Source organism: Hwanghaeella grinnelliae (assembly GCF_004005845.1).
Lineage (GTDB): Bacteria > Pseudomonadota > Alphaproteobacteria > UBA8366 > Aestuariispiraceae > Hwanghaeella > Hwanghaeella grinnelliae.
In genome coordinates this window covers 992608-1013425 of sequence record NZ_SADE01000002.1, presented here as the reverse complement: position 1 = coordinate 1013425, position 20818 = coordinate 992608, and the positions used below count along the sequence as shown (strand labels likewise).

Sequence of the window (20818 nt, the reverse complement as noted above, 5' to 3'; positions counted from 1 at the left end):
GTTGTCCGGCAACACCAAAAGGGATTGATCCCTGATGAACGAGGACCGGGTGGACGAGGACAGGCACATATCGGAAACGGAAGATGGCGCCGGCGGGGAACCGCCGGAAAGCAGCCTTAAACGTGCCTTCGACATTGGGCTCGAACGCCAGACTGCGGGCGATTTCGACGGTGCCATCCGTGCCTGGCGCGCCATTCTGCTGCAAAACCCCGACTCCGTCGCCGCGATGAACAATCTGGGTATTGCATTGCGCCATGAGGGCAGGATCGCCGAATCCGAGGCGGTCCTGCGCGCCGGCCTGGAACGCGAGCCGCTGAATCCGGAATTGCTGGTCAGCCTCGGTCAAACCCGGCTGCAATGGGGTCGGTTGGATGAGGCCGAGAAGGACTTCATCCGGGCATCCTCCCTCGCGCCGCGCCTCCCCGGCGCGCATCACGCATTGGGAATCCTTTATCTGCAGCGCAACCGCCCGGAAGATGCCATCCGCGCATTCCGGGCGGAAACCTCGGCCGACCCGAATTCCACCACGGGACTGCTTGCCTTGAGCGACGTCCAGGCCCTGGTCGGCAATCTGGACGAAGCCGCTGAGCATCTGCGCCGTGCGGTGAAACTGGATCCGGATAATCGAACCGCGCATTTGCGGATCGCCGAACTGTTGCTGCTGGCAGGCGACTATCCCGGCGGGTTTCGGGAAATGGAATGGCGCTGGCGCAGCACCCCGTGGGAGGAAACCCACCCCGAAATCCCACTGTGGGAAGGCGCGGCATTGAACGGGCGGACCCTGCTGGTCGATTGCGACGGCGGCTTTTCCGAAACGCTGTTGTTGATCCGGCTGCTCAAGCCCGGCGGGCCATGCGGCGAGGGACGGGTCTACGTGCGCTGCCGGCCCGCCCTGATGGAATTGCTGCATGGCTGCCGCTGGCTGGACGGTGTGTCATCGCTTGGCGAACCGCCGCCAGCCATGGCCGATATCGGGTGCCCATTGGCGATGATCCCGCAACTGACAGGCATGGATATCCAGGACATCCCCGGTGACGCGCCCTATCTACGGCCCGACCCCTCGGCCCTTGCCCAATGGCGGGCACGCCTGCCCAAATCCGGGCTGCCCGTGGGTGTCTGCTGGTCCGGCGGGGAAGGCGATATACCGCTTGCCGCGTTCAAGCCCCTGGCTGATATCCCAGGAATACAGCTCGTCTCCCTGCAGAAAGGTGAGGCCAGGCGAGAGATCCGCGATTGCGGTTTCGACATTCTGGATCTCGGCGCTGAACTGGATGAAGGGCCCGGCGCCTTTGTCGACAGTGCCGCAGTCATCCATCAATTGCCCTTGACGGTCAGCACGCAAACACCGGTCGCCCATCTGGCCGGCGCTTTGGACCGGCCGGTCTGGATCGTTCTGCCGCATACACCGCATTGGTGTTTCGGTCTGGATGAGGAAACCACCCCCTGGCACCCCTCCGCCCGTCTTTTCCGGCCCAGCCCCCGCGAATCCTCCAACAGCGTGATTGCCCGTCTGGCGCAGAGTGTTGCGGCGTTGTTGGGTTGAACGACGTTCGCCCTTTCCGGCCAAAATTGATTTGCGTCTTGAAAATGCCATATTCACCCCCCAAAGTCTGGGCCATCGTCGGCCCCACGCCTGAGATGGCATCCACAGGGCCGCTGCACTAACAATCGAACCTCATGAGGTCACGACAGCAAGATGATCGAACTCGACCATCTAACGAAAACGTTTGGGCCGAAGACGGCCGTCAACGACGTTACGTTCACCGTGTCGAAGGGAGAGGTCCTGGGTTTCCTGGGGCCGAACGGCGCGGGCAAGACAACGACGATGCGGATGATCACGGGCTTCCTGGCCCCCAGCGCCGGCACCGCCCGCGTCTGTGGCCACGACGTCAGGACCAATCCGGTGCGGGTGAAGTCTTCGCTTGGCTATCTGCCGGAAGGCGCCCCTGCCTGGCCCGACATGACGCCGGATACCTTCCTGCATTTCGCGGCCAACATCCGCGGATTTTCTGGCAAGGACGCAACGAACCGGGTCAGCGCCGCGGCCGAGAAGGCGAACCTGTTCGGTGTGATGGCGCAGCCGATCGGCACATTGTCCAAAGGATACAAGCGGCGCGTCGGTCTGGCCCAGGCCCTGTTGCACGACCCTGCCGTCCTGATCATGGACGAACCCACCGACGGGCTTGACCCCAATCAGAAGCATGAGGTCCGCAAACTGATCGACGCGATGCGGGGCGAGAAGGCAATCATCGTCTCCACCCATATTCTGGAAGAGGTCGAGGCCGTTTGCAGCCGTGCCGTCGTCATTGCGGGCGGCCGCGTCGTCGCCGACGAAACGCCCGCCGAACTGGAAGCACGATCCGAGCGCCACAACGGTGTCTGGGTCGGCGTTGACGGTGACTTGGCGACCGCGCAAGCCCTGCTGGACAGTCTTGCCGAAATCGCGCGGGTGGAAATCGACGGCGACAGATTGTTTTGCGTGTCGCGCAACCGCGGTCCGATCGCCAATGCCGTTTCCCAATGTTTGCGGGACAACAGCCTGAACATTACATCCCTGCAGTTGGAGCGCGGACGGTTGGACGATGTCTTCCGCGCGATCACGCAAGGACGAACCGCCCCCCGTGCAGGAGGCGCCAATGCGTAACATCGCGATTATTCTGAAACGCGAAATGGCATCCTATTTCGTGACGCCGCTGGCTTATATTTTCATCGTTATCTTTCTGCTGATGGCCGGCGCCTTCACCTTCTATCTGGGCGGCTTCTTCGAACGCGATCAGGCGGACCTGAATGCGTTCCTGCAGTTTCACCCCTGGCTCTACGTGGTGCTGATCCCGGCGATCTCGATGCGTCTATGGGCGGAAGAGATCAATGCCGGCACGATCGAACTTCTGATGACCCTGCCGATTACAACGACGCAGGCGGTGATCGGCAAGTTCCTCGCTGCCTGGGCCTTCACGGGTGTTGCACTGGCGCTGACCTTCCCGATCTGGATCACCATCAACTATTTGGGCGAACCGGATAACGGCGCCGCGCTGGCCGGCTATATCGGCAGCTTCTTCATGGCGGGCGGCTACCTTGCCGTCGGCAGCTTCCTATCCGCTGTCACGCGCAGCCAGGTCATCGCCTTCGTATTGGCGGCGGCGGTCTGCTTCGTATTGACCGCGGCCGGCGCGCCCCTGGTGCTGAACTTCTTCGCCGCCTGGGCGGGTGAAGAGGTTCTGGCCTTTGTCCGGTCGCTCAGCTTCCTCGATCATTTCCAAAACATCATCAAAGGGGTCGTCGACTTGCGTGACGTCGTCTACTTCCTGTCCCTGATCACATTGTTCCTGTTCTGCAACGTGGTTGCGGTCAATCGGTTCAAAGGCGCTTGAGGAGGGAGACGAGCATGAGCAACATTTTCCTTCGCCGCCGAGGCTGGATTGTCGGTGTTCTCGCCGCAATTCTTGTCTTCGTCGTGGTCAATGTCACCATCGACCGTGTCGTCGGTGTCCGGTTGGACCTGACGCAGGATCGGCTGTACACGCTGTCGGACGGCACAAGATCCGTCCTGAAGAACCTGCCGAAACATGTGACGGTGACCTTCTATAATTCCGAAGAACTCGGCCGCCGTATCCCCCAATATGCCAGCTTTGCCGACCGCATCGACGACATGCTGCAGGAAATGGAGGCCGTGGCCGAGGGCAATCTGACCGTCGAGAAGGTCAATCCCGAGCCGTTTTCCGAGGCCGAGGACAAAGCCGTCGAACTCGGTCTTCAGGGTGTGCCCGTCGACGATTCCGGGGACAAGGTCTATTTCGGCGTCAATGCCGTCGCCGACGACCCGGAAGAGAGCCGGGGCATTCCCTTCTTCCAGGCCGACCGGGATACCTTCCTGGAATACGACTTGATGAAGATGATCTGGCGTGCCGCGAACCCCGACCCCGCCGTGGTTGGCGTGATCTCGAGCAAGGAAGTGTTCGGCAATCCGTTGGGTCGGAATCAGGACCCGTGGTATCTGATGATTCAGATGCAGGATTTCTTCGATACCCGCCGGATTTCCAGTGCAGAAGCCTTGATCGAGAACGATCCCGACATGCTGCTGATCATTCACCCCGCCGGGCTGGATGATGATCTGATCTATGGGATCGATCAGTTCATGTTGCGCGGCGGCCGGGCGATCATCATGGCCGATCCGATGAACGAAGCCGCTGCCAGTTTGCGTCTGGCGCCGGGACAGCCTTCCATGGTTCCGGAAACCTCGAACATGCCGAAAATCTTCGACGCGTGGGGCATCGAAATTCCCCAAGGCCAAACCATCGGTGACCGCAGTCTGGCCAGCATGGTGAACGCCGGGGGTGAGGGTCAGGTGAAAGCCGCGCCCTATATCTCCTGGATCGAACCCAAGGAAGCGAACCGGAATATGGACGATGCCGTCATGGCGTCGGTCAAGGACCTGGTTCTGCCCACCCCTGGCTCCATTGAGGTCAAGGACGGCGCAACGGTTACCGTCACGCCACTGATCACCACGACGACTGACGCCACCATCGTACCGAACGACAACACCAAAAGGCCCAATCCGCTTGAACTGTTGGACGATTACGAGCCGACCGGGAAGGTTTACACCCTTGCGGCCCGCATCACCGGTATGGTGAAGACGGCCTTTCCCGACGGACCGCCGGTAAAGGAAAAGCCGAAGGCCGAAGACGCCGCCGGCGGTGACGCATCAAATGACGCCGCATCGGAAGCCGTCGAAACAGAACCCGCCGCGGAAGAACCAAAGGGTCCTGATTTCGGACCGCATCTGAGCGAGTCCACGGCACCGCTCAACGTGATCCTGATCGCTGATGCGGATATGGCGCAGGATCCGTATTGGGTGAATGTCAGGAACTTCTTCGGGCAACGTGTCGCCGTTCCTTTCATGGATAACGGCAACTTCATCCTGAGCGGGCTGGAGAACCTGGAAGGGTCGAACGAATTGTTGAGCCTGCGCGCCCGCCGCAACGGCAAGCGGCCGTTTCAGCTGATCGACAACCTGCGTCTGGCGGCGGAGGAACAGTTCCGCAGCGAGGAACAGGCCCTGCAGCAGAAAATGCAGGAGACCGAGGCAAAACTGGCTGAGCTTCAGCAAGGCCAAGGCGACGCCAGCGGCGCCGTGACCGAGGAACAGCAAGCGGCCGTGGACGGCTTCACCGACCAATTGCTGGAAATCCGCCGGAACCTGCGTCAGGTGAATCTGGAACTGCGCAAAGATATCGAAACGCTGCAAACTAAGCTGCGTTTCATGAATATCGCCCTGGTGCCGATCCTGGTGGCGATCTTTGCCATTGGCCTCGGCATCTACCGGGCACGGCGGCGCAGCTCAGCCGGTTAAACCGGTTTGTTCGCTAGGTCAGGATGGTGCCTTTAGGTACCGGCCAACCACGCAACATATCTTCAGCGGCCATGGCTTTCTTTCCGGGCCGCTGAAGCTTTTTGAGGCGTAACGCACCGTTCCCGCACGCGACGAGCAAGCCATCGTCCAAAACCTCACCGGGCTGCCCGCTGCCCGGTTCCGGTGCTGCATCCAATACCTTCACCACTTCATCATTCACGGTCAGCGTCGCGCCGGGCCAAGGCGTGAAGGCACGTATTTGCCGGTCCAAACCCTGTGCGGTTTTCGTCCAGTCGAGCGGCGCTTCCTCCTTGCTGAGCTTCGCAGCATAAGTGACCTGCGCGTCGTCCTGCTCAACCGGCGTCACGGTGCCCGCCACCACCCCTTCCAAGGCATGGATAAGGGCCGGCCCGCCCAATTCCGCCAAGCGGTCGTGCAAATCGGCGGAGGTCATGCGCGGTGTGATCGTCACTTCCTCGGTCAGCAGCATCGGTCCGGCATCCAATGCCGCCACCATCTGCATGATCGTCACCCCGCTTTTCGCATCGCCTGCCAGCACCGCGCGGTGGATCGGCGCTGCTCCGCGCCAACGCGGCAGCAGGGACGCATGGACATTCAGGCAACCGAAGCGTGGCGCATCCAAAATCGATTGCGGCAGGATCAATCCATAGGCCGCGACGACGGCCGCATCCAGGTTCAGCGCCTGGAAATCGGCGAGCGCTTCGGGGGTCTTGAGGCTGGTCGGTGTACGCACCTCTATCCCCGCCGCTTCCGCCGCCTGATGCACCGGCGTCTTGCGCAGTTTCCCACCGCGCCCGGCCGGTTTCGGCGGCTGCGAATAGACGCAGACGACCGTATGCCCGCGGTCCAGCAAGGCCTGCAGCGTCGGCACGGCGAAATCGGGTGAACCCATGAAGGCGACCCGAAGGGGAGAAGATGTCTGTTCCATGGAGAGGGGCGTATCCGCCCTAGCCCCGGCCGGTCAAGCGGCTTTCTGTTTTTGCAGCTTCTTCAGCTTGCGCATGATCATGCCGCGTTTCAGCGTCGAAATATGATCGACGAAGACCACCCCTTCCAAGTGATCGATTTCATGCTGGACGCAAGTCGCAAGCAGGCCGTCGGCATCGATTTCCCGCTGCTCGTTGTTTTCGTCCAGATACCGGACCTTCACTTTGGCCGGCCTTTGGACTTCTGCATATTGTTCCGGAAAAGACAGGCAGCCTTCTTCGTAGACACCCAATTCATCGCTCGCCCAGATGACTTCCGGATTGGCCATCTTCAGCGGCTGTGGATCTTCGTCCTGCCGGGCGACGTCCATCACGAGGATACGCTTGGGCACGCCGATCTGCGGCGCGGCCAGACCGATGCCCGGCGCGTCGTACATCGTGTCCAACATATCGTCCATCAGCTTTGCAAGGGCAGGCGTCACCTTGTCCACCGGCTTGCATTTCGCCTTCAGAACCGGATGCGGCGCCACAAGGATGGGAAGAACGGCCATGGGTATCCTGCTTTTTTAGAAATCGTTCAAACACTCAACGCGTATAGCCGTTAGGTAGGGGTCCGAAACGCGGGCGTCAAGATTGCAGCCTTCCCCGAAAGGGCGGAAATCGGCGGACGGCCTGGGTCTGGACCATTCGCGGCGGCTTGCGAATCGGCCATACTGTTAGGCTTCATTCATTGAAAAACATTCTGTCCCAACGGATTTTAACCCATGACGTTAGACCTTTCCGATCCCCTCTTCCTTGCTATCGGCGGCGGCATCCTTGTGATCGTGCTGTCGGTCATCTGGTTGGCCATCTGGTATATGGGGCAACAAGGGCGCCGCGCGGCTGAGGCGCAGGCGACAGCTGTGCGCCACCTTGTGGAAAGCCAGTCTCAATTGGCCGGCCGGGTCGCGCAACTGGCCGAGCAAAGCGCCAACGGGCAACTCAACCTGCAGGGCTCCGTCTCCGAAAAACTGCAGGCACAGGAACGCGCCATCAGCAAAACGCTTGAGGAACGTCTCGCCGACCTTAATCGGCGGATGGGCGAAAACATGCAAAAGCAATCGACCCAGACGCAAACGACCATCGGCGAATTGAAGGAACGCCTGGGCACCATCAACGCAGCACAGGAACGGATTACCAAGCTGAGCGAACAGGTCGTGAGCCTGCAGGATGTGTTGAGCAACAAACAGGCGCGTGGCGGCTTTGGAGAGGTTCAACTGGCCGATCAGGTAAAAAGCGCCTTGCCGCCGTCCGCCTATCAATTCCAGGCGGTTCTATCAAACCAGACGCGGGCGGACTGCTTGTTGAAATTGCCAAACCCGCCCGGGCCGATCGTGGTCGATTCCAAATTTCCACTGGAAGGGTTCAACGCCATCCGCAGCACACCGGACGGCGACGAGCGCACCCGTGCGCGCAAAGCCTTCGGCCGGGATGTGATGGTCCATGTGAAAGCGATCGCCGAGAAATATATCATCCCCGGTGAGACGGCGGATTGCGCCCTTCTCTTCCTGCCCTCCGAAGCGGTCTATGCGGAACTGCACGCGGAACTTCCGGACGTGGTCGAGAAGGCGCATCAAGCACGGGTGTATATCACCTCGCCGACCACCTTGATGGCCTTGCTCAACACAATCCGCGCCGTCTTGAAGGATACGCAAATGCGCGAACAGGCCGGCCTGATCCAGAAGGAAGTCCATAACCTGAACCAGGATGTCGCGCGCCTTGATGACCGGGTCGTCAAATTGCGAAAGCATTTCGACCAGGCGAACGAAGATATCCGACAGGTCCAGATCTCGACCGAGAAGATCACAAAGCGCGCCGATAAAATCGAAGCTGTTGAACTGACCGAGGTAGATGCGCTTGAAGCCCCGAAGGCCACCGGCGCATCTTCCGGCGATGGCGACGAACGCCCGCAACCGGCGCTCGGCCTGGTGGAGGGCAGTGGCGGGGGTGGAGGCTACAACGCATGACCCTGCCGGTGCAGTTCCTGAACCTGGACCATCTCGTCATCCGTTGTGCGGACCTTGCCGTCATGCAGCATTTCTACGGCACGGTTCTGGGCTGCACGCTGGAACGCGCACTCGATGAACAGGGGCTTTATCAATACCGGGCCGGCACGGCGCTGATCGATCTGGTCGACATCGAAAAACCCATCGGCAAGGGCTTGTCCCCCGACCCGCAGCGCCGAAACATGGCCCATTTCTGCCTGCGGATAGAGGATGGTGATTGGGACAAAATCATCACTCATTTCCGCGAAAGTGGGATTGATATCGACAAAGCTCCCGGCCGCCGTTATGGCGCCGATGGATACGGCCAATCCCTCTACCTGCGCGATCCGGAAGGCAACGAAGTGGAACTGAAGATGTCGCCCGAACCGGGGACAGGAATAGGGTGAGATAGGTTAGAAGCAGAGCAGCCCTAAAGCCGCCACGCAATTCTCAGTTCCCGATAACGCGTCCGGAACATCGCGCCCCCGACACCAAAAAACCGCGCCAGTTGGGACAATTATCAACGCTGAAGACCCGGTTTTGGAACCTCCAATTCGGGGTTCAAGCGCTGGCCCGCTGGAAGGTCCTTTCCCCATACTATTGCAAAACTGTCACGGTCGACCGTTACTTGCATTATTCGACCAACTTTTCGCAAAAGAATATGATACATTGCCATTCCATGAATAACCCAAGACACGTAGTTGGCGATCTCAATTAGGGAGAATGAACATGGCGAAGCAACCGGCGAGCAAGGCCAAAGCTAAAAAACCCAAGAAGGCGGCAGCCAAAAAAGCCACGGCCAAATCGGCTATGGCGAAGAAAGCTGCAGCCAGTAAAGCAAAGGCCAAGAGCGCGGCTGTGAAGAAAGCCATTGCCAAGAAACCCACCGCTAAGAAAGCGGCGGCAAAGAAAGGCACAGCGAAATCGGCCATCGCGAAAAAGGCCGCAGCGAGCAAGGCGAAAGCCAAGAGCGCGGCTGCAAAGAAAGGCACAGCGAAATCGGCCATCGCGAAAAAGGCCGCAGCGAGCAAGGCGAAAGCCAAGAGCGCGGCTGCAAAGAAAGCCATAGCCAAGAAACCCACCGCTAAGAAAGCGGCGGCAAAGAAAGGCACAGCGAAATCGGCCATCGCGAAAAAGGCCGCAGCGAGCAAGGCGAAAGCCAAGAGCGCGGCCGCGAAGAAGGCCATCGCAAAAAAACCCACCGCAAAGAAAGCGGCGGCAAAGAAAGGCGCAGCAAAGTCGGCCGTCGCGAAAAAGGCAGCCGCGAGCAAGGCAAAAGCCAAGAGCGCGGCCGCGAAGAAGGCCATCGCAAAAAAGGCGACAGCCAAAAAAGCTTCGGCAAAGAAAGCCGCCGGAAAATCGCCCATGGCCAAGAAAGCAACCGCCCGAAAGACCGCCGCCAAACGCGCCGCTCAGAAGAAGGCCATCGCAAAAAAGAAGTAACACCTTAAGACAGAGGCGCATTGGTCTGACATGGGCTGAACGGCCACACAGCAGATCAAGCGCCGGAAAAACATCGCCCCGCATGGAGATTCCATGCGGGGCGATTTCTTTTACGCCATCTGGGGCGGCGCGCTTATTATCGGTCGCCCCCGGCTTGGTAGCCGACAGTCCATTTTTCTACGCTGTACAGCTTATGGCCGGACTGAATAACGGTACGAAAGAACCACTGCCCCATTCGCAGGTACGGTGATCGTCCAAACAGCTTCGGATGAGTTACGGGGTTGATGGCCGGTGCTCTCTTCCAGGATTTGCCATTCGCCGTAGAACGGCTCAATGATTTCGACTGTCTCCGCGGTGGATTTTGCGTTCTTGACGGTAATTTCATTCGCCGCCTCGAACTCACCTTGGTTGCCGATCCGGCGGAAGGCAGTCTGTTTGCGTTCAGCGGTGATGTCGAATGTCTTACCCAGGCTAAGCTCCACATCCTGACCGACGGCAAGGTGGCCGACCCGGTCTTCACCCAGCAAGGCAGCGGTTGATGTGCCATCGTCATAGACCCGCACGATACCGGCTGGCAGCGGCAGGCCAAGACCATCCGCTTCCGTGTTTTCGAAACTGAGCAGGATTTCAGGCCGCAGCACATCCGACTCGCCGGGTCCACGGCGAACCTGTTGGATGCTGTTCGGCCGCAGGCGGTACAGCCGATCAACGGCAACCGTTTTCCCCGATGTCAGCGGTATCTTCATTTCTTCATTATCGGGGATATCGACGCGACCCTGTATTTCATATTTGTGGTAGTCATGCAGGGGCGCCTGCTCAACGCCGGCACCGCTATCGGCTGATTCCATCGCCATTGCCCGCATAGGGACAGACTTGCGCAAAACAGGTGCCGATTCACGGTTCACTTCCCCCGCAACCAGGGCGACGGAGGCGCCGCCAAAGTCCATTCCAGATCGATTGGAAATGGTCGCAGATCCTTGGAAAGTCATTTCCGTACCATCGCCGGAAAGCGTTGCGGTGTACGAGGCCTGCCAATCGAGCCCGCCGGCGAGATACCGAAGCCCGACCATCCGTTCCGCGCTTTCGTCAACCGGTTCGGCGGAGGAGACATGCAAGGTCATGCGACCGGCTTCTGCCAAATCGTCAGGCACTGTGGCGAAAGCGGGATAGCCCGGCGGGTTGATCTGCACCATCTCATCCAGCAGGACGGCGATGCCGCCTTCCACGCTCAATAACTCCGCTTCACTGGCTCGGCGTTCACCGGTTTGCGGGTCGACCGTGATCCATCGGATGGTCTTACCCACATGCCGCCGCAACAAGGTTTGCAGGTCCAGCCGGTCCAATGAAAATCGCTGCGCATCAACCGACGCCCCGTCGACCGCAACCGACAGACTGTCCCGCTGCAGTGTCTCGGGCAGGCCGCCTATGATCAACGTTGCTTCTCCGCCGGGCAATGAGGCCCCGCGCTGCTCAGAAACGACGGCGGAGCCATTCGAATAAAGAGTCAGGCCAAGCGCATGCCGCGCCCCGGCACCGATTTCAACAGCATCCTGCGCCTTCGCGTATGAAGGAAGGACCGTCGGCAAAATTGCTGTCCCGGCAAGAGCCGTAAAGGCCAGGATAGTTGTTCGGATCGTTTTCATTTTTTCAGCACCCCCGTGCCGGTTAGGAAATTCCAGAAAATCTTTGGCGCATCGGGCGTCGGCACATAGTTGTCCGAATAATCACCCTCTTCCTCATCACCCCAGGACGCGGCAAAAGCCTTGTCGTCCGCCTCTGGGTGGAATTGCACGGAAAACCAATTCCCGCCATGGTCCAGCGCCATGGCCGGCATTCTGTGATCCGCCGCCAGAACCGTGTAACCGGCGGGCGGATTCTTGACGCATTCATAATTGCCGAAATGAAAGGCGGGAATATCGGGCAATCCATCGAACAGAAAATGTGCACGGCCCGCTTCGGTCAACGAAACGCTTTGAGTGCTTGCCATCGGTCCGCCCGGGATCGTATCGACCGTCGCGCCGTCCATCGTCGCCATCAACTGATGCCCCCCGCAGATACCAAACACGGGTGTCTGGCGTTCACGCGGGCCATTCAACCATGCCTTCAGCGTCCCTTGCCAAGGTCGATTGTCATGCACCGAGTGGTAACTTCCACCAACGATGATGGCGTCAAAACTTTCCGCATCGGGTAGTGCCTCACCGCGGGTGACATGCACGCCGGTGAACGCAATCCTATCCAGAAGACCGGCCTTCTTCAGCATCGAGCGAAACCAAAAGACCTCGTCATCTCCACCTTCGATGTCCGCGAAGATTGCTGGATCGTAACGCCCAGGCTCTCCAATCATGGAAACGAACAGCAACGAAGGTTTCCGAGCGGACGCGTTGGACGCTTCATCCACCATAAACACACCTCATTAAAAGACAGACCATAAGATAGGTATTGTTTGTGGCTTTTGCATGGCAGACGCCGGAGGGTGCCGTCAGCCGAGTGCTCGCCTGGCTTGCAGGGCCGCGCTCAAGGTGCCGTCGTCCAGATAGTCCAGCTCACCGCCGACAGGAACGCCGTGCGCCAACCGCGTTACCGCCACACCGGTCGGCTCGAGTCGTTCTATGATGTAATGCGCCGTTGTCTGCCCTTCCACCGTCAGGTTGGTGGCGAGGATCACCTCCTTCACCTCACCCGAACAGCGTTCGACAAGGGCGGAGATATTAAGGTCTTCCGGTCCGACCCCGTCGATCGCGGAAAGCACGCCGCCTAAGACATGATACCGCCCCTTGAAAGAGGCCGTGCGTTCCAACGCCCAAAGATCGGCCACCTGTTCGACCACGCATAGTATAGTTCCGTCGCGGGCCGGGTTGCTGCACACCCCACAAGGGTCCGCCGTATCCAGATTGCCGCAAGTGCCGCAGATCTTGATCGCCTCGCCCGCATCCTTCAGCGCCTGGGCCAAAGGTTGCATCAAGCTTTCCCGACGATTGATCATATGCAGCGCCGCCCGCCGGGCCGATCGCGGGCCGAGGCCCGGCAGCCTGGAAAGCAACTGAATAACGCGTTCGATTTCGTTCATGTCACTCGGAAGCCTCGACAGATCCGGCCTATACCCGCGGGCAGTTCATCAGAACGGCAGCTTGACGCCGGGCGGTAATTGCAATCCGCCCATGATCTTCTGAGTCTCTTCCTGTGTAAAAGCATCGACCTTCTGCTTGGCGTCGTTGACGGCGGCGGCGATCAGATCTTCCAGGACTTCCTTGTCGTCCGGTACGACCAGACTGGGGTCGATATCGACGCGGCGTACTTCGCCCTTGCCGGTCATGGTGATTGAAACCATACCGCCACCCGATGCCCCCGTCAGTTCCGCCTCGGCAAGGCGGTCCTGCATCTCCTGCATCTTGGTTTGGACTTCCTGGGCCTGCTTCATCATTTGGCCGAGGTTTTTCATCATGGCCAAGCTCCTTACCTTGAACGCCTAAACAGTTGCACGATTGCGGTCCGTCGGGATCAATCCGCGTCCAATTCGTCATCCAGCCCATCTTCGGACGGATCAGCGGACCCGTCTTCCGACGGCATTTCTTCTTCCGACGGCTCCGGCGCTTCGGGGGCCACGACCTTTTTGATCTTTGCACCGGGGAAAGCCCCCATGACCGCCTGCACCAACGGGTCTTTCCCGGCGGCATCGAAACGGGCCTGTTCAGCCGCCTGGCGGACTTCCGCCACGGTCGGCTGGCCCGGCTCGCTGCTGACGGAAACGACCCAGCGTTTCTCGAACCAACGGCTCAACAAACCTGCGAGACGATTGGTGATATCCTTCGGCGCAGCACTTGTCGGTCGCAGATCGATCCGCCCGGGTTCAAACCGCACCAGATGAACGTCGTGTACGAGATGCTTCAACAGACGCCCTTCGCGGCGATCTTCCAACATCTTCAATAGGTCGTCATAACTGTTCAGCGGGGCGGCTTCCGGCTGCCGCGCCGGGCTGGGCGTTTCCGCTTCCGGTGCGCGCTCAAGTTCCGCTCCGCTTTCAAAGGAAGGGCTTCCATTCGACACCAGCGCCATCGCCGGGGCCCGTCCGCCATTACCGGAGCCTGAATCGACGCGCGCGGAGGAAACCGCGTTCGCACCGCCGCCTCCACTGCCATTGCCGCCACTGGCGCTATTGCCCTGGGCGGAACCGCCCCCAGGGACGCCACCCGGCGACGCAGACGTTCCGCCTTGCGTCAATCGTTGCACCAGATCACCCGGCGGCGGCAGGTCGGCCGCGTGAATCAATCGAATGATTACCATTTCGGCCGCCTGGATCGGGCTCGGCGCGTTGCGCGTCTCGGCCAGTCCCTTCAGCAACATCTGCCAGGAACGCGATAGATGCGGCATGCCAAGCTTGCCCGCCATTTCCGCCGCCCGCGTCCGTTCCAGTTCGGGGGTTGAGGTCTTCTCCGCCAATTCCGGCGACAGCTTCAAGCGGGTCAGCCAATGGCAAACATCCAGCATGTCCTGCAGCACGACAATCGGATCGGCGCCCGCATCATACATTTCGCCGACAAGATCCAAGGCAGCCGGCGCATCGCCCCGCATGGTCGCATCAAACAGGTCGTAGACTCGGGACCGATCGGCCAGACCCAGCATGTCGCGCACCCGTCCGCCGGTGACGGCGCCATCGGCCAGCGCAATTGCCTGATCAAGGATAGAAAGTCCGTCACGCACCGAACCATCGGCCGCGCGGCTGACCATCGCCAGTGCTTCGTCCTCGACCTCTCGGCCTTCCTGTTCGCAAATCCAGCGGAAATAGCTGATCAGTTGATCCAACGGCACGCGGCGCAGATCGAAGCGCTGGCAACGGCTCAATACCGTCACGGGAACTTTGCGGATTTCCGTCGTCGCAAAGATGAACTTTACGTGTTCCGGTGGCTCTTCCAGGGTCTTCAACAAAGCATTGAAGGCGTTGCGGGACAGCATGTGCACTTCGTCGAGCACATAGACTTTGTAGCGCGCCGCGACAGGGCGGTAGCGCACGCCATCGATCAATTCGCGGATGTCGTCGACGCCGGTTCGGCTGGCTGCGTCCATTTCCTGGACGTCCACATGCCTGTCTTCAGCGATAGACTTACAATTATCGCAGACCCCGCAGGGTTCCGGCGTTGGTCCGCCGGTGCCGTCCGGTCCGGTGCAGTTCAACGCCTTGGCGATGATACGCGCCGTCGTCGTCTTTCCCACCCCGCGGACGCCGGTGAGCATGAATGCCTGGGCGATACGGCCGCTATTGATCGCGTTTGTGAGAATGCGGACGAGCGCTTCCTGACCGATCATGGACTGAAAGTCCTTCGGCCGGTATTTCCGGGCGAGAACGCGGTAGGCCGGTGCTGGCTGTTCGTCAGACATCAGGGATACGCGGTCTCTGTCTCTTTCTCGGAACTACTCCGGGCGCGGAACCACTCCGGGGGCGCTGTTGTCATACACGTAGAATAAGCGGAAGGCCGAACTGACGACCCGGACAGAAACTCGTTACGGCTGCTTCCTTCCGGACCTGACCGGGTTGGCGAGGAGTCCGTCCGCCAGCCGACCTTCCGTCCCATATATCGGGTATCATACCCTGAGTCTCAAGCGAAAGATTCCATCGGAATTCACGCAAAATCCTCTGAAGGATTACCGGCATTGGTTCGATACGCCGGAATCACGGCATTAGCCTGTCCAATCCGCCTCGGCTGTCCGGGCCGGAACACCTGCTGACCCGGACAGCTGTTCGGATCGGCCCTACCGGACACACCGCGGCGGGCGTTGCCCGAAGCAGGTAACCGTGTCACTTTCTTGCCGGTCCATCCCTCGGATCTCAATCAACAAGAAAATCGACAAGACGCCATGCCCTATACGCCACATTTTCCGCCCCATATCGACCGGCGCGCCAACTACTACGAGAGCGGACCGTTAGACCGCGCCGCCGAAGTTCGTGCCGATATGGAGAAACTGATAGAGCGGATTTCCCAAGGGTCCGCGCGGATCGTTCCGATTTGGAAGTCCCAGAATCTCGTCGAGGCGCAGGAAGATGAAACGACGGAACCGAGCCCCGTTCTGTTGCAGGGCGACCACCCGATCATCGCCGAGGCCGAGACGCTGATCTTCCTGGGCATTCATGAAGATGTCGCCCATTTCGCGGTCGATCTGTCCCATCATGAAGCGCCGCCATTGGCCGACGAAGGCATATTCAAGGATTTACGCGCCTTCGGGCAGTTGATCCCACATGCAGATGGTTCTGTCCTGGCCTATGCGCGCGGGTTGACCTTCTGGCATCAGCGTCACCGCTTTTGCGGCGTCTGCGGGTCACCGACCGAAAGCATACAAGCCGGCCATGTCCGCAGATGCACCAATCCCGATTGCGGCAGCCAACATTTTCCCCGGACCGATCCGGCCGTGATCATGTTGGTCCATGATGGTGAGGATCGGATCATCATGGGCCGTCAAGCGGCCTGGCCTCCCGGCATGCATTCGGTGCTGGCCGGATTTGTGGAACCGGGTGAAAGCCTGGAAGACGCCGTCGCACGAGAGATTTTCGAAGAAGTCGGGGTCCGGGTAACCAGCATCCATTACAATTCCTCGCAACCCTGGCCATTTCCCGCCTCTATCATGCTGGGCTTCAGCGCCAAGGCCACAACCTTCGAAATCAAAGTGGACGAATTGGAGATCGAAGAAGCACGCTGGTACAGGCGGGAAGAATTGCTGAATTCACCGGAAGACCAAACCTTCCGCCTGCCGCGGCGCGATTCCATTGCCCGTCGGTTGATCGACGACTGGCTCGGCGCCGATGCCGAAAAAGTCAGGGCTCAGCAACCCAATATGCCTTTCCCGAAGGTCAAAACGTACTGATCACGCTGAAACAGATGGGATAGGGCCAACCATGACACGGCCGAAAGCGCTGCTATTCGACTTGGGCGGCGTCGTCATCGAAGTGGATATGCAGCGGTCCTTCGACCATTGGGGTGATAGGACCGGTACCGACGTTTCCAAGATCGCCGAAAGACATCTGCGGGACGAGGTGCATGACCAATACGAGCGCGGCGAGATTCCGACAGAAGCTTATATGGATCACCTGCGGCAATTGATGGAACTGGACCTTTCCCATACCGAGATGGTCGACGGTTGGAACGCGCTATTGGTGCAGGAAATAGTTGGGATCAGGGCGGTTCTGCAACGGTTGTCCGGCGCAGTGCCCCTCTATGCCTTCAGCAACACCAATGCCGCCCATGTCGAGTCGATGTCCGTACGTTTTGGAGATGCCCTGAATCATTTCGACACTGTCTATGTGTCTTCTTCCATCGGACACAGAAAGCCGGAATTGAAATCCTTCCTGCATGTCGCCGATGCCATGGGATTTCCACCTGAGGAAATCCTTTTCTTTGACGATTCGCCCGTCAATTTGGACGGCGCCCGGAAGGCCGGTCTGCAGACCGTCCATGTTCGTTCACACGACGATGTCTTGGCAGCCTTGTCTCAGCACGGGTTCTGAAGACGCCAATAGGCATTTTTCCACATAGAAACAGCGCCGGCAGGGTCTTCCCCACCGGCGCTGTCTTTGTCTCATTTTCCGCCGCGTCGGGCGGGGCCGGTTTACGACCGGTCACGGTTCATCAATTTCGGCACCGCGACTGCCAAACCGGCGCCGACCGCTGCCGCGGCGACACCCGCAGCCACAGGGTGCGTCGCGACCGTTTCCTTCGATCGAACCGCACCTTTCTCAGCTTTCTTCCGCAGCTTCGTGGCGCTCTTTCGCGCCTTGCCACGGCCGGTTTCCGTCATCGCGGCCAAACGTTTACGACCACGGGTCGCCGCCTTGGTGACAGCGTTGTCACCACCATTGAGGTTCCGTGCGGCCAGGATGCCGATGCCAGCGGCAACCATGCCCAACGGAACGGCATTCTTGCTTACGAATTCAGCCGCGGTCGTTCCGATCGCACTTGCTTTCATTTCAACTTTTTCAGCCGTATTCGCATTGTTCTTGGCGGTTTTCGCCTTGGTCTTCTTTGTGTCGGTCTTGGTTTTGGTTTTACTTTTAGCCATTTCATTTACCTCCTTCGAGATGAGTTGTTCTCCCGGATATCCGCTTGCCGTTACCCAGGGAGGGGATGATGAATGCGCTGGCGGCCCCAACGGCGAGGAACGCTGATACGCATAAATACGATGCCCAAAGGGGCAGGATCTGAGCGGCCGCGAGGGTCAATGCGATTGCCCCCCAAACGGCTGCCAGGACGGCGAGGGAAAAGCCCGCCGCACGGTAAAGGATATGCCGTTCCAACCGCGCGAAATGCGGCAACGCATAGGATTTCACGGCGTCCAGGATCGCATCCGCCGCTTCGGTCAGCGTTTGCTGGACCGTGCGGACCACGTCACTTTCTTGCGCCGGTTCGTCCTGCATCCGGTCGCCTTGCGTCGGATCGGCATGTTCTGTCATTGGGCAGTCGCGGCACGCCGGTTGATGCTTTGCAGCCAAAGAACCAGTGCCGCCCCGCCGAGCGCCGCGGTACCGATGAATAGGGCCGGATGCTTGTCGGCGGCATCGGCAAGGACGTCCGTCACCTCGCCCGGTTCCATACGGATGACTTTTTGGGCCGCGGTTTCAAGCCAGTCGGCGGTTGCTTCCGTATGCTCTGCCGCAACGCGACGATCGTGCAGCTTGAGGTCTTCCGCAGCGGCTTCAACCGCGCTCGACGCGTCCAACAAGGCCGCGGCGGTCTGTTGCTGTTTCTGGCCATAGACAGCCATCACCAGCGATTCCATCGCTTCCCCAAGACCTTGGGGCGCGGGTTCAGCCGTCTGTGCCTTTTTGGCGGATTTCTTCTGTTTGGCCATGTCACGCCTCCTATCGTTTCTAGGAGACCAACGCCCCAGGCCGGGGTGGCGTTGCATTTTATACCCGTCAGGGCGGGGAGAAGGCAGGATTCGGCGAGCCCTCTCCCCTATTCATCAGTCCAGAAAACGGAACGGGTTCTGCTTATAGGTGCCCAACATCTTCACGCGGGTTGTGAAGTATTGAAGTTCCTCCATCGCCCGATCCACATGACGTTCCGCCGGGTGGCCCTCGATCTCGGCATAGAAACGCGCAATCGAATAGTCCGCGACGGAGATATAACTTTCCAACTTGATCATGTTGACGCCATTGGTCGCAAATCCGCCCATGGATTTGTAAAGTGACGCCGGCACGCTGCGCACGGTGAAAACAAAACTGGTCATTGAGGGGCCATCGAGCGGATCAGGTTCGATCCGCGTACGGGACATGATGACAAACCGCGTTACATTGCCGATCCGGTCTTCGATCCGACTGCGAAGCACATCCAGATCGTAGGATTCCGCAGCAAGGCTTGACGCGACGGCGGCGATTGTTGGGTCGCCCAATTCAGCGACTTCCGCGGCGGAACCTGCCGTATCGGCCCTGCTCGCCGGCTTGATCTTCAACTCACGCAGAGTTTCACGGCACTGTGCCAAGGCCTGGGGATGACTGCGCGCCTCCTTGATCCCTTCCAGGGTCGCCCCTTTCGGCGCGAGCAGGTTGTGATGTACCGGCTGAAAGTGTTCACCGACAATGTATAGGCTGGATTCCGGCAGCAGATGGTGGATATCGGCAACCCGCCCGCCCAAGCTGTTTTCGATCGGGATCATAGCCAGTCCGGCACGGCCGGTCTCGACCGCCGCGAAGGCGTCCTCGAAACTGGGACAGGACAGCGGCTTCAAGGTCGGGAAAGCCTCTGTGCAGGAAAGATGCGAATAGGCGCCCGGGACCCCTTGATAGGCAATGACCGGATTGTCGACATAACGCAGTAGGGGGGAAAAAAGGTCAGCGGTTTTCGGCTTGCGATGTTCCACCCCACCTGCGGCCCCGGTCGGCGGCCGCTCTCCGGGATCGCCTTCGCCCATTTCAAGCCATTGTGTCGTGACATCCAAGGCCTCCGCGATGCGGGTTGCCATTTCCCGCGAAGGATCGTGTCGGCCGCCTTCCCAGCGGTTCACCGTCGATTGGGTAACCCCAAGTCGCCCAGCCAACTCCGTTTGTGTCAGTCCGGCGGAAATCCGGGCTTGTCTTATCCGATCACTCATGGTTTCAAGCATTTCACAGCAACCTTTTTGCGCACAATGTATTTGCGGCACGAATAATATTCGTAAAACGCATAGTCAAACGATTTTTGTTCTGATGACGCTATATTCTGAAGCATATATGGATTTTAGTCGTTTCTCATGCGCCCGAATGGTCTCGGACATGCAAAAGGCCCCAGCATGCCTGCCAGGGCCCTGTATTGGGCGCTTGCCTGAGAGCGTAGGCTAAAGCAGGCCGTTTTTCAGCAAACTCATGGCCTGATTTATCTGTGACATCCGCGCGTGGTCGCCAAATTCGCTATCCGGATGGTGTATTGCCGCCATCATTCTGTATCGCGCCTTGATTGTTTTCGAATCTGGACGGGTGCCTGGAATGAACCCCAAGACATGCATCGCTTCATCTTGCGTTCGCACGCCGTTCGCCAAGGGTTCGAAAGCCAATGTCGCGATCGTTACTTGAAGGCGCGCGACTTTCTCTTCCAATTCATGGACGATTTCAGGCCATTCCGGGGCGGCCGCCGATTCCAGTCGGACTTCGCAATCTCCGCCATGCAGGTCCAAAGCAATCCCCAGCGCCTTTCGTATATCGACGACATCATGGCCTGCCGGCAATCTGACCTGCAGACGGGGCTTCCGACGCCACGGCTTGCCCGCACTTGGCCCGGATTTCAGCACGACGGTTTCGCGGTCGCTTTCTTCCGGCTCTCCCGGATCCGTGGCGCCTTTAATGGCGTCCGGCGACAAGGTCAGCATGATCGACCGCGCCAGGTCGCCGACATTGACCTCGCGGTCCGCGGCCATCTCTAGAACAGCGTCTCGGAAGCGTGATGAACAAGGAACAGCGTATGACAGTTTTCGGGCGGATTTGACATCCTCCTCCGGTGACGAAGCCGTGGATCGCCCCGTATTCCGCAGGGAATCCGCTCCTATCGTGAAACCGTCCATCGCACCGATCTCCTCACTCATCAAATATTCGCTCACTC

At 59.5% G+C, this 20818-nt stretch carries 21 protein-coding genes and 1 other RNA gene; 9 read left to right on the top strand and 13 right to left on the bottom strand.

Annotated features, from left to right (window positions below; genetic code table 11):
* The first annotated feature begins 34 nt into the window (after positions 1–34).
* The 4 genes from EOI86_RS15460 (at position 35) to EOI86_RS15445 (ending at position 5350) form a co-directional block, all read left to right on the top strand.
* Positions 35–1543 carry a tetratricopeptide repeat protein gene (locus tag EOI86_RS15460; RefSeq protein ID WP_127766058.1) on the top strand — a complete coding sequence of 503 codons (1509 nt, stop codon included), beginning with the start codon at positions 35–37 and terminating at the stop codon, positions 1541–1543.
* Positions 1544–1696: 153 nt separating this feature from the next.
* Positions 1697–2644 carry an ABC transporter ATP-binding protein gene (locus EOI86_RS15455; RefSeq protein ID WP_127766057.1) on the top strand — a complete coding sequence of 316 codons (948 nt, stop codon included), beginning with the start codon at positions 1697–1699 and terminating at the stop codon, positions 2642–2644.
* Positions 2637–3371 (top strand): ABC transporter permease subunit, encoded by a 735-nt coding sequence (locus EOI86_RS15450; RefSeq protein ID WP_127766056.1) that lies wholly within the window; start codon positions 2637–2639, stop codon positions 3369–3371. Before EOI86_RS15455 ends, EOI86_RS15450 begins: the two co-directional genes overlap by 8 nt.
* 14 nt (positions 3372–3385) lie before the next feature.
* A complete protein-coding gene (locus tag EOI86_RS15445; protein ID WP_127766055.1) occupies positions 3386–5350 on the top strand; it encodes a Gldg family protein in 1965 nt (654 codons plus the stop codon).
* 13 nt (positions 5351–5363) lie between these two features.
* Here EOI86_RS15445 and fmt read toward each other — a convergent pair whose 3' ends face one another.
* A complete protein-coding gene (gene fmt / locus EOI86_RS15440; protein WP_127766054.1) occupies positions 5364–6299 on the bottom strand; it encodes a methionyl-tRNA formyltransferase in 936 nt (311 codons plus the stop codon).
* A gap of 33 nt (positions 6300–6332) precedes the next feature.
* Positions 6333–6848, bottom strand: coding sequence for a peptide deformylase (gene def, locus EOI86_RS15435; RefSeq protein WP_127766053.1), 516 nt, complete (start codon positions 6846–6848; stop codon positions 6333–6335).
* A 213-nt stretch (positions 6849–7061) separates the two neighbouring features.
* On the opposite strand from def, the gene EOI86_RS15430 reads away from it, so the two are divergent.
* The 3 genes from EOI86_RS15430 to EOI86_RS15420 all read left to right on the top strand — a co-directional run bounded on the left by EOI86_RS15430 (position 7062) and on the right by EOI86_RS15420 (position 9764).
* Positions 7062–8303 carry a DNA recombination protein RmuC gene (locus EOI86_RS15430; RefSeq protein WP_127766052.1) on the top strand — a complete coding sequence of 414 codons (1242 nt, stop codon included), beginning with the start codon at positions 7062–7064 and terminating at the stop codon, positions 8301–8303.
* Complete coding sequence (locus EOI86_RS15425) at positions 8300–8728, top strand: VOC family protein (RefSeq protein ID WP_127766051.1); 429 nt, start codon at positions 8300–8302, stop codon at positions 8726–8728. Before EOI86_RS15430 ends, EOI86_RS15425 begins: the two co-directional genes overlap by 4 nt.
* A 322-nt stretch (positions 8729–9050) precedes the next feature.
* Positions 9051–9764, top strand: a complete 714-nt coding sequence (locus EOI86_RS15420; RefSeq protein ID WP_193555792.1) for a histone H1-like repetitive region-containing protein — start codon at positions 9051–9053, stop codon at positions 9762–9764.
* Positions 9765–9955: 191 nt separating this feature from the next.
* Here EOI86_RS15420 and EOI86_RS15415 read toward each other — a convergent pair whose 3' ends face one another.
* The 6 genes from EOI86_RS15415 to ffs form a co-directional block, all read right to left on the bottom strand.
* Entirely contained in the window at positions 9956–11407 is a 1452-nt protein-coding gene (locus tag EOI86_RS15415; RefSeq protein WP_127766049.1) for a DUF4139 domain-containing protein, read from the bottom strand.
* On the bottom strand, positions 11404–12165 hold the full coding sequence (locus tag EOI86_RS15410; RefSeq protein ID WP_127766048.1) for a type 1 glutamine amidotransferase: 762 nt from the start codon (positions 12163–12165) through the stop codon (positions 11404–11406). Before EOI86_RS15410 ends, EOI86_RS15415 begins: the two co-directional genes overlap by 4 nt.
* A 78-nt stretch (positions 12166–12243) precedes the next feature.
* Positions 12244–12831, bottom strand: a complete 588-nt coding sequence (gene recR / locus EOI86_RS15405; protein ID WP_127766047.1) for a recombination mediator RecR — start codon at positions 12829–12831, stop codon at positions 12244–12246.
* A gap of 48 nt (positions 12832–12879) precedes the next feature.
* Positions 12880–13203 carry a YbaB/EbfC family nucleoid-associated protein gene (locus tag EOI86_RS15400; RefSeq protein ID WP_127766477.1) on the bottom strand — a complete coding sequence of 108 codons (324 nt, stop codon included), beginning with the start codon at positions 13201–13203 and terminating at the stop codon, positions 12880–12882.
* Positions 13204–13262: 59 nt separating this feature from the next.
* Complete coding sequence (locus EOI86_RS15395; protein WP_127766046.1) at positions 13263–15137, bottom strand: DNA polymerase III subunit gamma/tau; 1875 nt, start codon at positions 15135–15137, stop codon at positions 13263–13265.
* 88 nt (positions 15138–15225) lie between these two features.
* Positions 15226–15322, bottom strand: an RNA gene (gene ffs, locus EOI86_RS15390) — signal recognition particle sRNA small type.
* Between the two features lie 292 nt (positions 15323–15614).
* Between ffs and nudC the strand changes: the two genes are divergently transcribed.
* On the top strand, positions 15615–16616 hold the full coding sequence (gene nudC, locus EOI86_RS15385) for an NAD(+) diphosphatase (protein ID WP_205032212.1): 1002 nt from the start codon (positions 15615–15617) through the stop codon (positions 16614–16616).
* Positions 16617–16647: 31 nt separating this feature from the next.
* A complete protein-coding gene (locus EOI86_RS15380; RefSeq protein ID WP_161973852.1) occupies positions 16648–17256 on the top strand; it encodes an HAD family hydrolase in 609 nt (202 codons plus the stop codon).
* A 101-nt stretch (positions 17257–17357) separates the two neighbouring features.
* Here the strand turns inward: EOI86_RS15380 and EOI86_RS15375 are convergent, their stop codons facing one another.
* The 5 genes from EOI86_RS15375 to EOI86_RS15355 all read right to left on the bottom strand — a co-directional run bounded on the left by EOI86_RS15375 (position 17358) and on the right by EOI86_RS15355 (position 20801).
* Positions 17358–17807: a hypothetical protein gene (locus EOI86_RS15375; protein ID WP_127766044.1), complete on the bottom strand. Its 450-nt coding sequence runs from the start codon at positions 17805–17807 to the stop codon at positions 17358–17360.
* Position 17808: 1 nt separating this feature from the next.
* Positions 17809–18198 carry a hypothetical protein gene (locus EOI86_RS15370; protein WP_127766043.1) on the bottom strand — a complete coding sequence of 130 codons (390 nt, stop codon included), beginning with the start codon at positions 18196–18198 and terminating at the stop codon, positions 17809–17811.
* Complete coding sequence (locus EOI86_RS15365; protein ID WP_127766042.1) at positions 18195–18596, bottom strand: hypothetical protein; 402 nt, start codon at positions 18594–18596, stop codon at positions 18195–18197. The genes EOI86_RS15370 and EOI86_RS15365 overlap by 4 nt, the downstream gene beginning before the upstream one ends.
* A 114-nt stretch (positions 18597–18710) precedes the next feature.
* Positions 18711–19838 (bottom strand): prephenate dehydratase, encoded by a 1128-nt coding sequence (locus EOI86_RS15360; protein WP_161973851.1) that lies wholly within the window; start codon positions 19836–19838, stop codon positions 18711–18713.
* Between the two features lie 222 nt (positions 19839–20060).
* Positions 20061–20801, bottom strand: a complete 741-nt coding sequence (locus EOI86_RS15355) for a J domain-containing protein (RefSeq protein WP_240035686.1) — start codon at positions 20799–20801, stop codon at positions 20061–20063.
* Between the last annotated feature and the right edge of the window lie 17 nt (positions 20802–20818).